The following is a 13927-nucleotide window of genomic DNA, read 5'->3' as shown; positions in this document are numbered from 1 at the left end:
GGCGAGCGGCGCCTCGCGCCGCCCGCCTTTTCCGGTTACGACGGCAGGAAAATCGACTTGGCGTTGACGAACTCTTTCATGCCAAAGCCGCCGTGTTCGCGCCCGTAGCCGGAATTCTTTACCCCGCCGAAGGGCATATTCGGATCGGCGGCGCCAAAGTTGTTGATCCGCACCATGCCGGTGTCGAACTCATCCCGCGCAAGGCGCAGGGCGTGCTCTTCATCCGTGCAGAAGATGCCGCCGCCCAGACCATAGCGGCTGTCATTGGCAATGCGCATCGCGTCTTCGTCATCCTTCGCCCGGATAACCGAGGCGACGGGTCCGAAGATTTCATCGTCATAGGCTGGCATGCCCGGCTTGACCTCGGCCAGTACGGTTGCGGGATAATAGGCACCTGTGCGGTCGGGCACTTCGCCACCGCAAAGCACCTCGGCGCCCTTCTCAACACTCTCTTTCACCTGATCGCGGACGGATTCGAACTGCTCTTGGCTCGACAGCGGCCCGAGTTTGGTGTCTTCGTCCATCGGATCGCCCATCGGGATCGCCTTCATCGCATCGACATAGGCACTCACGAAAGCGTCGTAATTCTTCTCGGTCACGATGAAACGCTTGGCCGAGACGCAGGTCTGGCCGTTGTTATAAAGCCGTCCCATGGTCGAGAATTTCACCGCCGTTTCGATATCGGCGTCGTCGAGCACGAGATAGGCGTCGTTCGAGCCCAGTTCGAGCACGGACTTCTTCAGATGTTTCGCAGCCTCGGACCCGATATGGCTGCCCGCGCTGTCAGAGCCGGTCATGGTCACGCCGCGCACCAGCTTATGGCCGATCAGCTTGTCGGAGGTATCGTGGTCAATGATGATAACGTTGAACAGGTCTTTGGGCAGGCCCGCTTCTTCGCAGATCTCTTTCAGACGCAAGCCGCTGCCGGTGCAGATTTCCGCGTGTTTCAGGACGCAGCCGTTGCCGGTCATCAGGTTCGCGGCCAGCACGCGCACGGGTTGGTAGAGGGGGAAGTTCCACGGCTGGATCTGATAGATCACGCCGATGGGCTGATAGGTCACCACACCGCGCTTCTTGCCGCCCGCGTGTTTGCGCTCTTCGTCCTTCAGCATGTCGGGGCCGTTCTCGGCGGTATATTCAAAGATCTGCGCGCAGAGTTCGACCTCGGTCAGCCCGTCTTTGTAGAGCTTGCCGACCTCGCGGGTCATCAGTTCCGACAGGCTTTCCTTATTCTCGCGCAGCTTCTCGGCGATCTTTTTTAGATAGGGCGCGCGTTCGGCATGGGTCAGCTTGCGCCATTCCTTGAACGCCTCATGCGTGGCCTCGACCGCTTGGGTCGCTTCGGTTTCGGACATCACGTCATAGGTGTCGAGCACCTCTTCGGTGGCGGGATTTACCGTATTGATCTTGGGCATTCTAATCTCCTTTATGTCTCGCAAAGCCAACACCGCCTGCCACCGCCCCGTTCCATCACAGAACCTTGACCGCGACCTTCGCGCGCAGAGGATCGGCAAACCGCTTGCGCCGTATGGGCGTGCTGGCATACACCGGGGCTGCCAAAACAAAGGAGTGCTGCGCATGCGCCGCGTCGTCGTCACAGGGTTGGGGATTGTCTCATCCATCGGAAACAACGCCGAAGAAGTGCTCGAAGCACTGAAAAACGGCACCTCCGGGATCGAAGCCAGCCCGGAGATGGCCGAACACGGGTTCCGCAGCCGCGTCGCCGGGACACTCAAGATCAACCTCGCCGATCACATCGACAAGCGGACCTTGCGTTTCATGGGGCCGGGCGCGGGCTATGCCTATGTCGCCATGGATCAGGCGATCAAGGACGCGGGGCTCGACGAGGCGCAGATCAGCAACCCGCGCACCGGTCTGGTGGCAGGCTCGGGCGGGCCGTCGACCTCCGCCATGTTCGCCGCGCATAACATCGTGAAGGACACCGGGGCGACCAAGCGCATCGGGCCCTTCGCCGTGCCCAAGTGCATGTCTTCGACCGTCAGCGCGAACCTCTCGACCGCCTTCAAGATCAAGGGCATCAACTATTCCATCACCTCCGCCTGCTCCACCTCGCTGCATTGCATCGGCAACGCGGCCGAGCAAATCATGCTGGGCAAGCAGGACGTGATGTTCGCCGGCGGCGGCGAGGAGTTGGATTGGACGCTCAGCTGCCTCTTCGACGCGATGGGCGCGATGTCGTCAAAATACAACGACGCGCCCGAGACAGCGAGCCGCGCCTTCGACGCGGACCGCGACGGTTTCGTGATCTCCGGCGGCGGCGGCATGCTGGTGCTGGAAGACCTCGACCACGCGCTGGCGCGCGGTGCGAAAATCTACGCCGAGGTGACCGGCTATGCCGCCACCAGCGACGGGCATGACATGGTGGCCCCTTCGGGCGAGGGCGGCGAGCGCGCCATGCGTCTGGCGCTGGAGACCCTGCCCGAGGGCCGCAAGGTGGGCTACATCAACGCCCATGGCACCTCGACCCCGGTGGGCGACGTGGGCGAGATCGAAGCGGTGCGCCGTGTCTTCGGTCAGGGCAACACCCCGCCCGTCAGCTCCACCAAGTCGATGACCGGCCACGCGCAGGGCGCTGCCGGCGCGCTGGAGGCGATCTTCTCGCTCTTGATGCTCGACAACGATTTCATCGCCAAGTCGATCAACGTGCAAAACCTCGACCCCGCGCTCGATCCCTCCGAGATCGCGCTGGAGCGTGTCGACAACGCGGGCCTCGACTCGGTGATGACGAACTCCTTCGGGTTCGGCGGCACAAACGGGTCGATGATCCTGTCGAAGTACCAAGGCTGAGGGCTGGGCATGTCTGGTTTACTTGCAGGAAAACGTGGCCTCGTCATGGGTGTGGCCAATGAACGCTCCATCGCTTGGGGCATCGCCAAGGCGATGGCCGAGGCCGGAGCGGAACTGGCCTTCACCTATCAGGGCGAAGCCTTTGGCAAGCGGCTGGAGCCGCTGGCGCAGAGCGTCGGCTCCGACTTCATGGTCGATGTCGATGTGACCGACGACGCCTCGCTCGACCGCGCCTTCGAGGAGCTTGGCGCGCGTTGGCCAACCATCGACTTCGTCGTCCATGCCATTGCCTTTTCGGACAAATCCGAACTGACGGGGCGGTTTCTGAACACCAGCCGGGCGAACTTCAAGAACTCGATGGATATCTCGGCCTATTCCTTCATCGACGTGGCGCGCCGCGCGCATCCGCTGATGAAGGAGAACGGCGGCACGCTGATGACCCTGACCTACATGGGCTCGAACCGGGTGACCCCGAATTACAACGTGATGGGCGTGGCCAAGGCGGCGCTTGAAAGTGCGACGCGCTATCTGGCGAATGATCTGGGGCCGGAAGGCATCCGGGTGAACGCGATCTCGCCGGGGCCGATGAAGACGCTGGCGGGGGCTGCCATCGGCGGCGCGCGCAAGACCTACAAGCACACGGATCAGAACGCGCCGCTGCGGTCCAACGCGACGCTCGAGGCTGTGGGCGGCACGGCGGTGTATCTCGCGTCCGACGCAGGTGCCTGTACGACGGGCGAGATTATCCGTGTGGATGGCGGATTCCACGTGCTGGGGATGCCGCAGGCGGAGCATCTTTAAGACGGGCTTCGACTGGCCCCGGCCCGGAATCAAGCCGCAGGCGCCGGGCCATCGCCTGCCCGTCCCGGCGGGGAGGCGATTTGGTGAGGCTAGGCGCGCCTTTGTGAGGGCACACTCACGCTGCACCATAAAGTGGGACGGATCACCGTCAGGATCGCCACCCCACGGGCAGGCGATGGCCCTCAATTGCTACCGCAACGCCTCGGTCTTCCAAAGCCACACTTTCATCCCGCCATGGGCAATCGCCGGCCCCTGCCCCTTCCACGGCAGCCCGGTCGCCTTGGCAAGCGGCGGCTCCGAGGTCACCAGCCCCACCCGCCAGCCGCGGAACCGCGCCTTCAGCGTCTCGCCCAGCGTCCCATAGAGCGGATAAAGCAGCTTCTTGTTGCCGATCCGCCCGCCGTAGGGCGGGTTCACGATCACCAGCCCGGGCGGGCCTTCGGGCGGCTGCACCTCCCCTGCCCCGTGGCAGGCAAAATCACACCAGCCACCTACTCCGGCCCGGTCGGCATTGGCCGTGCTTATGCGGATCGCGCCCGCATCCCGGTCGGAGCCGTGGAACCGCACGGCAGGCTCGGCCTCCGCCCCCGCAGCGCGCATTTCTTCCCACGCCCCGGCATCGAAACTCGCCAGATCCTCGAAAGCGAAGCGCCGCGAGCGCCCGGGCTTCAACCCCGCCGCGATCTCGGCCGCCTCGATCAGGAACGTCCCCGAGCCGCACATCGGGTCGACCACCGGCTCGCCGGGCGCATAGCCGCAGGACCGCAGCATCAGTGCCGCCATGTTCTCGCGCATTGGCGCCTTGCCCACGGCCTCCTTGTGGCCGCGTTTGTGCAGCGCCTCGCCGGAGGTATCGAGGCTGAAGGTCACCTGATTGTCGTGGATGCGCACCTTCAGCACCAGCGCGGCCTCGGCATCGACAGGGATGCCATGGCTCTCGCGCAGCGCGGTCTCGACCCGCTGGGCCGCGGCCCCGGCGTGATAGATCTTCGACGCCTTGCTGGTCACCTGCACCTTCACCGGCACATCGGCCCTCAGCACATCGCCGAAGGGAAACTTGCGGCAGCGTTTATCCAGCTGCGCCAGATGGAAGGCCATGAAACCGCCGATCCGCGCCAGCACGCGCGCGGCGCCGCGCAGCTCCAGATTTGCGCGCCAGACCTCGGGCCAGCCGCCCTGAACGGTCACGCCACCGGGCTGGGCCTGCGCTGCTGCAAAACCTTTTTCCTGCGCTTCGGCGCAGAGCAAATCCTCAAGCCCGGGCGGGCAGACAAAGAAAATCTCGAATGTATCTGGGGTATCCATGGCCCCTGCATAAGCGCCAATGCGCGGGCGTGCGAGGGGAAAAGACGCTGGAGACGTCTTTGGGGCGTGCCGGGGGGAAGCCCCCCGGCCACCGATATCAGGCCGCCGAAGCGATCTTGACCAGTTCGATGTCGAACTGCAGGTCCTTGCCCGCCAGCGGGTGGTTGGCGTCGAGCGTGACGGTGGTCTCGTCAACCTCAACCACGGTCACCGGCAGCGCCTGACCTTCGGGGGTCTGCATCTGCAGCTGCGTGCCGGGATCGAGCGGGATGTCCGCCGGGATGCCCTCGCGCGGCACGGCCTGACGCATCTCGGGGTTCACGGGGCCATAGGCCTCTTCGCTGGGCACTTGAACGACCTTCTTGTCGCCCTCGATCATGCCCGGAAGTGCGCTGTCGAGACCGGGGATGATCTGGCCCGAACCCACGACGAACTCCAGCGGGTCACGGCCCTCGGAGCTGTCGAATGTGGTGCCGTCTTTCAACGTGCCGGTATAGTGAATCTGTACTGTGTCGCCGGATTTGACCTCAGCCATCGGGTGTCTCCAATCTGTAGGGGAAAAAAGGGAAGGAGGCCGCGTATCTGCGCGGGTGCTCCAAATTCCGCGACAGCATGAAGATTGTGACCCCGAGAGTAAACCCCCCGTCCGGGCCGATCGCGGAATTCGCCCCTTTTCGCCGCCGCGCCTGCGTGCCACTCTGCCGCGACACGGAAAGGGAGAGCCTGTCAGATGCCCATCACGACCTGCGTTTTCGACGCCTATGGAACCCTCTTCGACGTGGCCGCCGCCGCCCGTGAGGCCGCAGCCGAACCCGCTTTCGCCGCCATCGCCGAGACTTGGCCGGAACTAGCAGAACACTGGCGCCTCAAGCAGTTGCAGTATTCATGGCTGCGGGCCGTGACCGGGGCGCATGACGATTTCTGGCAAGTCACCCAAGAGGGGCTGGATTGGACGCTGGAGAAGATGAACCTCGCCGATGACCCCGCCCTGCGTGCGCGCCTGCTGGCGCTCTATTGGGAGCTTCGCGCCTATAACGAGGTGCCCGCCATGCTGCGCGCGCTGAAAGACGGGGGCCTGAACACCGCGATCTTGTCGAACGGCGCCCCGGCGATGCTGGACGGGGCGGTGCAATCGGCGGGAATCGATGAACTTTTGGATGTCTCGCTTTCGGTCGAAAGCGTCGGCGTCTTCAAACCGCATGCGTCGGTCTATGACCTTGTCGGGGCACACTTCGGCTGTGCCAAGGACGAGGTGCTGTTCGTGTCCTCCAACGGCTGGGACGCGGCAGCGGCGACGGGCTATGGGTTCACCACCGCATGGGTAAACCGGGGCGGCGATCCGGTGGACCGGTTGCCGTGGAAACCCGCGCATCAGTTGCGCGAGCTGAGCGGCATTCCCGCATTGGCGGGGCTCTGATGCCGCGTTTCACCACTTCCGACGGGCTGTCGCTGCATTACACGGATGAGGGCCGCGGCCTGCCGATCCTCTGCCTTGCCGGTCTCACCCGCACGGGCGCGGATTTCGACTACCTCGCCCCGCATTTGGCTGATCACCGGCTGATCCGCATGGACTACCGCGGGCGGGGCCGCTCGGATTTCGACGCGAATTGGCGGAACTACACGCTCTCGGTGGAATGCCGCGACGTGTTGGAATTGCTCGGGCATCTGGGGCTGGAACAGGTCGCCCTCATCGGCACCTCGCGCGGCGGGCTGAATGCCATGGCGCTGGCGATGATCGCCCATGATCACCTTTTGGGCGTGGCGCTGAATGACGTGGGGCCCGAGCTTGACCCCAAGGGCGTTGAATTCATCATGGGCTATCTCGGTCGCAACCCCGCCGCCAAAACCTATGAAGAAGCCGCCGCCGCCATGGCCCGCGCCTTCCCCGAGTTTCACGGCGTGCCCGAGAGCCGCTGGCTTGAGGAGGTCAAGCGTCACTACAGGGCGACCGACGATGGGCTGAAAATCACCTATGATCCGCATCTGCGCGATGCCGTGGCCGCCGCAGGCCAGCAGGCTGTCGATCTGTGGCCGTTCTTCGATGCGCTGCAAGGGTTGCCACTGGTCACGATCCGCGGGGCCAATTCCACCTTGTTCAGCCGCGAGACGCTGATGCAGATGCAGGCCCGCCGCCCCGATATGATCGTGGCCGAAGTGCCGGACCGCGGCCATGTGCCCTTTCTCGACGAACCCCAAGCGCTCGCCGCGCTGCACGAATGGATAGGACAAATCAAATGAACATCGACATGATCCGCGCCGCCGCCGACCGCGCCAAGGGCCATGTGCGGCGCACGCCGCTCTTGAACTCCCCCTTTCTGGACGAGATCGCGGGCCGCCGGGTCTGGGTCAAACCCGAGTGTTTGCAGCATACTGGCAGCTTCAAGTTCCGCGGCGCGTGGTCGGCGCTTTCGGCCCTGCCGAGCGCGCAGCGCGCCAAGGGCGTCATCGCCTATTCCAGCGGCAATCATGCCCAAGGCGTGGCACTGGCAGCCAAGATGCACGGCGCGCCTGCCGTGATCGTCATGCCCGAGGACAGCCCGCGCCTGAAGATCGCCAACACCCGCGCCTATGGCGCCGAGGTGGTGCTCTATGACCGCGCGAATGAGAGCCGCGAGGAGATCGGTGCGGCCTTGGCCGAGGAACGCGGCCTTACGCTGATCAAACCCTATGACGAGCCGCAGGTCATCGCGGGGCAAGGCACCACGGGGCTGGAAATCGCCCAGCAGGCCGCCGAGGCCGGGATCGAAGAGGCCCAGGTGATCGTCTGCTGCGGCGGCGGTGGCCTGACCTCCGGCATCGCGCTGGCGCTGGAGGCCGAGGCGCCGGGGTTCCGCGTGCGCCCGGCGGAACCGGAAGGCTTCGACGATGCCGCCCGCTCGTTGATTTCCGGCCAGATCGAACGGAATGCGAAGGCGCTCGGCTCGATCTGCGACGCCATCGTCACGCCTGCGCCGGGGGAGCTGACCTTTCCGATCATGCAGCGGTTGGTGGGCCCGGGGCTGGTGGTGAGCGACGATGAGGCGTTGCAGGCTATGGGTCATGCCTTCAACCGGTTGAAACTCGTGGCCGAGCCGGGCGGTGCCGTGGCGCTTGCGGCAGCGCTGTTCCGGGGCGGGGAGATCGAGGGCGACGATGTGATCGTCACCATCTCTGGGGGGAACGTTGACGCGGATATGTTTGCCCGCGCGCTGAAGACGCTGGGGTAGCGATTAGGGCAGCGCCGGCCCGCGGGGTGGTGCTGAAAGCGCCGCCCCAGGGGGGCGGGTCGGCGCTGCCCGCTGCGCCACCGGGCGGTACCTATTCGAACTGTCCCGTCTTTGACCTCCCGCGTTCGCACGATATGCTGCCCCTCAACGCCGCCCAAAGGAGACCCCCATGCAGATTTTCGACACCGGCGAGGTGCAACTGCACTACCGCGTCGACGGCCCCGAGGACGGCGCGCCCGTAGTCTTCGCCAACTCGCTCGGCACCGACATGCGCCTGTGGGACCCGATCCTGCCGCTGCTCGCGCCCGGTCTGCGCATCATCCGCTTCGACAAACGCGGCCATGGCCTGTCGTCCTGCCCGCCCGCGCCCTATTCCATGGGCTCGCTTATCACAGATACCGAACGCCTGCTCGACCACCTTCAGGTGCGCAGCTGCGTCTTCGTCGGCCTCTCGATCGGCGGGATGATCGCGCAGGGGCTGGCAGTCAAACGGCTCGACATGATCCGCGCGCTGGTGCTGAGCAACACCGCCACCAAGATCGGCAACCGCGACATCTGGGATGCGCGGATCGCGGAGGTCGAAAAGGGCGGCATCGAAAGCCTCGCCGATGCGGTGATGGAGCGTTGGTTCTCGACCAGGTTCCGCGCCACGCCGGAACTGGCGCTCTGGCGCAACATGCTGACGCGGCAGCCCGACGCGGGCTATGCGGGCTGTTCGGCGGCGATTTCGCACAGTGATTTCATGACGCCAACCTCCGGTCTACGCCTGCCCGCGCTTGGCATCGCAGGTTCGGAAGATGGCTCAACCCCGCCAGATCTGGTGCGCGAATTGATGGACCTGATCCCGGCCTCGAAATTCAAATTGATCCGCCGCGCGGGCCATCTGCCCTGTGTCGAGCAGCCGCAGGAATACGCAGAAACGTTGAACGATTTTCTCGCCAGTGTCGGGCATATCCCGAAGGCGCAGGGCTGATCGTGGCGGCAAGTGTCTCCGGCAGCGAGCGGGTCAAACGCCTGCAACGCGCGCCGCATTCACGCCATATCGCGACGTCCGCCCTTGCCTTTGGCCCCTGCGCGGATCACATCTGACCGAATGCCGCTGCCACTGATCTTTATCCTTGTGACGGTGATGATCGATGCCATGGGCGTCGGCCTGATCCTGCCCGTCATGCCCGACCTGATCCGCGAAGTTCGCGGCGGCGGGCTGAGCGATGCGGCCCTTTGGGGCGGGGTGTTGGCCACGGGCTTTGCCGCGATGCAATTTCTCTTCGGCCCGGTACTGGGGGGGCTCTCCGACCGTTTTGGCCGCCGCCCGGTCCTGCTGCTGGCGCTGATCGTGATGACGGTGGATTATGGCGTGATGGCACTCGCGGGCAGCATCTGGCTGCTGCTGATCGGGCGGCTCGTGGGGGGCATCACGGCGGCGACCCATGCCACGGCCTCGGCCTATATGGCCGATATCTCTCCGGCGCAGGACCGCGCGGCGCGTTTCGGGCTGATCGGCGCGGCCTTTGGCGCGGGCTTTGTTCTGGGGCCGCTGATGGGCGGCGTCTTGGGCGAATATGGCACCCGCGCGCCCTTTTGGGCGGCAGCGGTACTGGCGGCGGGCAATGCGGTGCTTGGCTGGGCCGTGCTGCGCGAAACCCTGCCCCCGACGCAACGCCGCGCCTTCGACTGGCGGCGGGCCAATCCGCTGGGCGCGCTGCGCGCCCTTGGCCGACTGCCCGAGGTCGGCAGGCTCTTGGCTGTCTATTTCATCTACCATGTGGGCTTTGCCGCCTATCCGGCGGTCTGGGCCTATTTCGGGGTCGAGCGTTTTGGCTGGTCGCCGACGATGATCGGCCTGTCTCTGGGCCTCTTCGGCGTGTTGATGGCGCTTGTCCAAGGCGCGTTGATCGGCCCCGTGATCCGCCGCTTGGGCGCGCGCGCCACGGTGATCTTGGGCCATGTTTTTGCCCTTGCCGCCTTTGCCGCGCTGACCGTGCTGACCTCAGGCACTTGGGCGCTGATCATGACCCCGCTCGCCGCGCTGGCCGGTGTGATCCCGCCCGCGCTTCAAGGCATCATGTCGGCCCGCGTCAGCGCCGATGCCCAAGGGGAGCTGCACGGCGCGCTCAGTTCCTCCACCGCGCTGGCGATGATCCTCTCGCCGCTGACGATGACGGCGGTTTTCGCCTATTTTACCGCGCCGGAAGCTGCGCTCTACCTGCCCGGCGCGCCCTTCCTGCTGGCGCTTTTGCTGACCCTTGGCGGCTTGGCGCTCTTTGCCAGCCGCCCTACCTCCACGTCACAAGGTGAAACTTCCCCGCAGTAGGCCCATTCCCCGTCTTGCGCCACCGGCCCATCCGCGTCAGGCTGGCGAAAATTGAAAGAAAGGGACAGGCCATTGCAAACCATCAAAGCCGCCGTCTGCCATGCCTTTGACACACCGCTGAGCGTCGAAGACATCCGCATCAACGCACCGCAATCGGGCGAGGTTGAAGTGACCTTGGATGCCGTGGCGATCTGCCATTCCGACATTCTGTTTGCCGAAGGCGGCTGGGGTGGCACCCTGCCCGCCGTCTATGGGCATGAGGCCGCAGGTCGGGTCAGCGCGGTGGGGCCGAATGTGCAGGGTCTGGCCGAAGGCGACAGCGTGGTGGTCACCCTGATCCGCGCCTGTGGCAGCTGCCCCAACTGCGCCTCGGGCCAGCCGACGATCTGCGAAACCCCGCAAGCGCCCGAAGGGCCGCTGCAAACGGCGGAGGGCACACCGCTCGTTCAAGCGATGAACACCGGCGGTTTCGCCGAGAAGGTCGTCGTAGACCGGTCGCAGGTGGTGAAAATCTCGCATGACATTCCCAAAGACGCCGCCTGCCTGATCGCCTGCGGCGTGATCACCGGCGTCGGCGCCGTGGTCAATGCGGCGGGCCTGCGGGCGGGACAAGACGTGGTGGTGATCGGCGCGGGCGGGGTCGGCCTCAACGCCATCCAGGGCGCGCGCATCGCGGGCGCTCGGCGGATCGTGGCGGTCGACATGACCGAAGACAAACTCGCCATCGCCCGCGAATTCGGCGCGACCGACACTGTGCTCGCGACCGAGGCGAAGCCGTGGCGCGCGGCCTTCAAGGCCATGGGGCGCGGGGCGGATGCCGTGATCGTCACCGTGGGCGCGATCCCCGCCTATGAAACCGCGCCGCGCTACCTCGCCGCCGGGGGCCGGGTGATCATGGTCGGCATGCCCCACAGCGGGGCCGAGGCCAGCTATGAACCGGTGGTCCTCGCCGCCCTAGGGCAAGGCATGGTCGGCTCCAAAATGGGCGATGTGGTGATCCAGCGCGACATTCCGTGGATGGTCGACCTCTATCTTCAGGGCCGCCTGCAACTCGACAGTCTGATCTCTGGCCGCTGGCGGCTGGATCAGATCAACGAGGCGATTGCCGACACCAAGACCGGGGCCGCGCGGCGCAATGTGATCGTCTTCGACCGGTCCTAAATCTGCCCCGTGGCGGGCGAAAGGTCCGGCAGATCGCCGATCAGAAGGGCGCGAAAATCATTCACATTGGTCCCGGTGGGGCCGGTGTGAAACAGTGCATCTATCGCCTCGAAGGCCCCGAAAGCATCGTTGCGCTGCAAAGCGCCGCGCGGGTCCACCCCCGCCGCGCGCATCGCAGCCGCCGTGCCTGCCTCCACGAAAGCGCCCGCGTTATCCTCTGACCCGTCGATACCATCGGTATCCGCGGCCAAGGCCGTGATCCCCTCCTGCCCTTCGAGCGCCAGCGCGAGGGACAGCGCAAACTCACCATTCCGCCCGCCGCGCCCCTTGTGGCGCAGGGTGACCGTCGTCTCACCGCCCGAGAGCAGCACCAGCGGCGCGGGATGGGGAAAACCGCTTTCCTGCGCCTGCCGGGCGAGGGCCGCATGGACCAGCGCCACCTCCCGCGCCTCACCCTCGATCGCGTCCGACAGGATCCACGCGTTCACCCCCCGCGCCTGCGCGGCCTTGGCCGCGGCGGCAAGGGACAGACCGGCGGAGGCAATGACATGGGTCTGCGTCGTGCTTGGCGCATCCTCCTGAGGCTGCGTTGCCGCCTTTTCCAGAAACGCCATGCAGCGCCCCGGCAGTTCCAACCCCCGCGCGGCCACCTCTTCCAACACCGCCGCCGCAGTACGCCAGCCCGGCACCGTGGGGCCGGAGGCCACGGCCCCCGGATCATCCCCCGGCACATCAGAGACCACAAGGCTCACCACCCGCGCGGGATGGGCCAGTTCCGCCAGACGTCCGCCGTTGACCGTGCTGAACTGCTTGCGGATGTCATTCATGACCGAAATCGGCGCGCCCGAGGCCAAAAGCGCCGCGTTCAACGCCTGCAAATCCTCCAACGTCAGCCCCTCGGGCGGAGCGGGCAAAAGCGATGAGCCGCCGCCGCAGACCAGCGCGATCACCTGATCCTCCGGCCCCAGACCTTGCACCGCATCCTGCAAGGCGCGGGCAGCCTCGACCCCGGCCTGATCGGGCACCGGATGGGCGGCCTCCAGCACCTTAATCCGCTCGCAGGGCGCGCCATAGCCGTAGCGGGTGACCACGACACCGTCATAGGGGTGCGGCCAGATGGCCTCGAACGCCTGCGCCAATTGCGCCGCCCCCTTGCCCGCACCGATCACCACCGTGCGCCCTTTGGGCGGCGGCGGCAGCTGGTCTTTCAGGATCAAATGCGGATCGGCGGCGGCGACGGCGGTGTCGAACAATTCGGCCAAGAACTGGCGTTTCGGGTCATTGAGGTTTGGCATAGGGCACTCCGACTGCTGCGGCAATCATGGCGGCCCGTTGTCTGCTGTCAATCCGGCAGGGGGCGTTCATTCTGGACAAACAGGCAGTTGCGCGCGCCCAGCAGGCCAAAGTCGGGGTCGCTGCACAGGCCCAAGGGCATCGCCGCGCGCCATTTGCTGTGCCGCCCCCCTGCGTTGAAGGCGGCGCGGAAGCTGTCATCCAGCATCCACGGGTTCTGCTGCGCCACGCCCCCCGTGATGAAGACCCCCCCGCGCGCGCCCATGACCAAGCCCAGATCCCCCGCGACCCCGCCAAGATACTGCACCATCAAGGCAACCGCGCGACAGGCGCTCGTGTCCTCCCCGTCCTTGGCCGCCGCAAAGATCGCCGCCGCCCCCTCTAAATGCGCCGCCTCGCCCCGGGCGGAGGCGATGGCGCGATACCAATAGGGCATGCCGGTGCCCGACAGGATCGCCTCGGCCTCGACCGCCAGCCCCTCACCCATCTGCACCTCGGGCCAAAGCGCGATTAGGGCTTCGAAATAGGCCACTTCCTCGGCGCTATGGGGGGTGAGCCGCAGATGCCCGCCTTCGCCCGGCACCGCCGTGGGCCGGGCGCCCTGCCAGACCAAAGACCCAACGCCAAGGCCCGTCCCCGGGCCGATGATCACCCGCGCCCCTGGTTCCGGGTCGGGCCCGCCCTGAAGATAGGTCACTTTATCCGCATCCAGCGTGGCCAAGGACCAAGCCGCCGCCTCGAAATCATTGAGCAACAACACCTTGGCGGGGTCCAAACCGCAGGCCCGCGCCAGATCATCGCGCGAGATGCTGCGCGCCGCATTGGTCATCCGCACCTGCCCGTCGACAACCACCCCGGCCACCGCCATGGCGACCCCTTCGGGCGGGCGGCCCATTTCGGCACAAAGCGTCGCGCAGGCATCGGGCAAGGTGGTCAGCCCGTCGGTGGGATGGCTGCGGCGTTCCACCACCGCCCCCGCCGGGTCTACCGCTGCGAGGCGCAGATTGGTGCCGCCGATGTCCCCTACCAAATACCACAT

General features: G+C 65.9%; 13 protein-coding genes. 8 read left to right on the top strand and 5 right to left on the bottom strand.

All coding sequences use genetic code 11. The features are described from left to right. Positions 1 to 35 precede the first annotated feature (35 nt). Complete coding sequence (locus tag ACGYLO_RS10100) at positions 36 to 1415, bottom strand: NAD-dependent succinate-semialdehyde dehydrogenase (RefSeq protein WP_271689426.1); 1380 nt, start codon at positions 1413 to 1415, stop codon at positions 36 to 38. Positions 1416 to 1578: 163 nt separating this feature from the next. Between ACGYLO_RS10100 and fabB the strand changes: the two genes are divergently transcribed. Then, positions 1579 to 2808, top strand: a complete 1230-nt coding sequence (fabB, locus tag ACGYLO_RS10095) for a beta-ketoacyl-ACP synthase I (RefSeq protein ID WP_067261394.1) — start codon at positions 1579 to 1581, stop codon at positions 2806 to 2808. A gap of 9 nt (positions 2809 to 2817) precedes the next feature. Then, a complete protein-coding gene (locus tag ACGYLO_RS10090; RefSeq protein WP_271689425.1) occupies positions 2818 to 3609 on the top strand; it encodes an enoyl-ACP reductase in 792 nt (263 codons plus the stop codon). Between the two features lie 189 nt (positions 3610 to 3798). Here ACGYLO_RS10090 and ACGYLO_RS10085 read toward each other — a convergent pair whose 3' ends face one another. Next, positions 3799 to 4914, bottom strand: a complete 1116-nt coding sequence (locus tag ACGYLO_RS10085) for a class I SAM-dependent RNA methyltransferase (RefSeq protein WP_271689424.1) — start codon at positions 4912 to 4914, stop codon at positions 3799 to 3801. 97 nt (positions 4915 to 5011) lie between these two features. Beyond that, complete coding sequence (locus ACGYLO_RS10080) at positions 5012 to 5449, bottom strand: peptidylprolyl isomerase (protein ID WP_271689423.1); 438 nt, start codon at positions 5447 to 5449, stop codon at positions 5012 to 5014. Positions 5450 to 5644: 195 nt separating this feature from the next. Between ACGYLO_RS10080 and ACGYLO_RS10075 the strand changes: the two genes are divergently transcribed. From ACGYLO_RS10075 to ACGYLO_RS10050, 6 genes are all read left to right on the top strand, one after another. Further along, complete coding sequence (locus tag ACGYLO_RS10075) at positions 5645 to 6331, top strand: haloacid dehalogenase type II (RefSeq protein WP_271689422.1); 687 nt, start codon at positions 5645 to 5647, stop codon at positions 6329 to 6331. Beyond that, positions 6331 to 7152 carry an alpha/beta fold hydrolase gene (locus ACGYLO_RS10070; protein WP_276154537.1) on the top strand — a complete coding sequence of 274 codons (822 nt, stop codon included), beginning with the start codon at positions 6331 to 6333 and terminating at the stop codon, positions 7150 to 7152. Before ACGYLO_RS10075 ends, ACGYLO_RS10070 begins: the two co-directional genes overlap by 1 nt. Then, the gene (locus tag ACGYLO_RS10065; protein ID WP_271689420.1) at positions 7149 to 8120 is read left to right on the top strand and encodes a threonine/serine dehydratase; all 972 of its coding nucleotides are present in this window, start codon (positions 7149 to 7151) and stop codon (positions 8118 to 8120) included. Before ACGYLO_RS10070 ends, ACGYLO_RS10065 begins: the two co-directional genes overlap by 4 nt. A gap of 169 nt (positions 8121 to 8289) precedes the next feature. Continuing rightward, a complete protein-coding gene (pcaD, locus tag ACGYLO_RS10060; RefSeq protein WP_271689419.1) occupies positions 8290 to 9093 on the top strand; it encodes a 3-oxoadipate enol-lactonase in 804 nt (267 codons plus the stop codon). Between the two features lie 120 nt (positions 9094 to 9213). Beyond that, positions 9214 to 10434: a TCR/Tet family MFS transporter gene (locus ACGYLO_RS10055; RefSeq protein WP_271689418.1), complete on the top strand. Its 1221-nt coding sequence runs from the start codon at positions 9214 to 9216 to the stop codon at positions 10432 to 10434. 72 nt (positions 10435 to 10506) lie between these two features. After that, positions 10507 to 11595, top strand: coding sequence for a Zn-dependent alcohol dehydrogenase (locus tag ACGYLO_RS10050; RefSeq protein ID WP_271689417.1), 1089 nt, complete (start codon positions 10507 to 10509; stop codon positions 11593 to 11595). Here ACGYLO_RS10050 and ACGYLO_RS10045 read toward each other — a convergent pair. Together ACGYLO_RS10045 and ACGYLO_RS10040 are read right to left on the bottom strand one after the other, a co-directional pair. Next, on the bottom strand, positions 11592 to 12890 hold the full coding sequence (locus ACGYLO_RS10045; protein ID WP_271689416.1) for a glycerate kinase: 1299 nt from the start codon (positions 12888 to 12890) through the stop codon (positions 11592 to 11594). The two genes, ACGYLO_RS10050 and ACGYLO_RS10045, sit on opposite strands and share 4 nt — an antisense overlap. Positions 12891 to 12937: 47 nt before the next feature. Further along, entirely contained in the window at positions 12938 to 13927 is a 990-nt protein-coding gene (locus tag ACGYLO_RS10040) for an ROK family protein (protein WP_271689415.1), read from the bottom strand.

This window comes from Sulfitobacter sp. 1A13353 (assembly GCF_043557255.1).
Lineage (GTDB): Bacteria > Pseudomonadota > Alphaproteobacteria > Rhodobacterales > Rhodobacteraceae > Sulfitobacter > Sulfitobacter faviae.
This window is presented reverse-complemented; position numbering and strand designations above follow the sequence as displayed.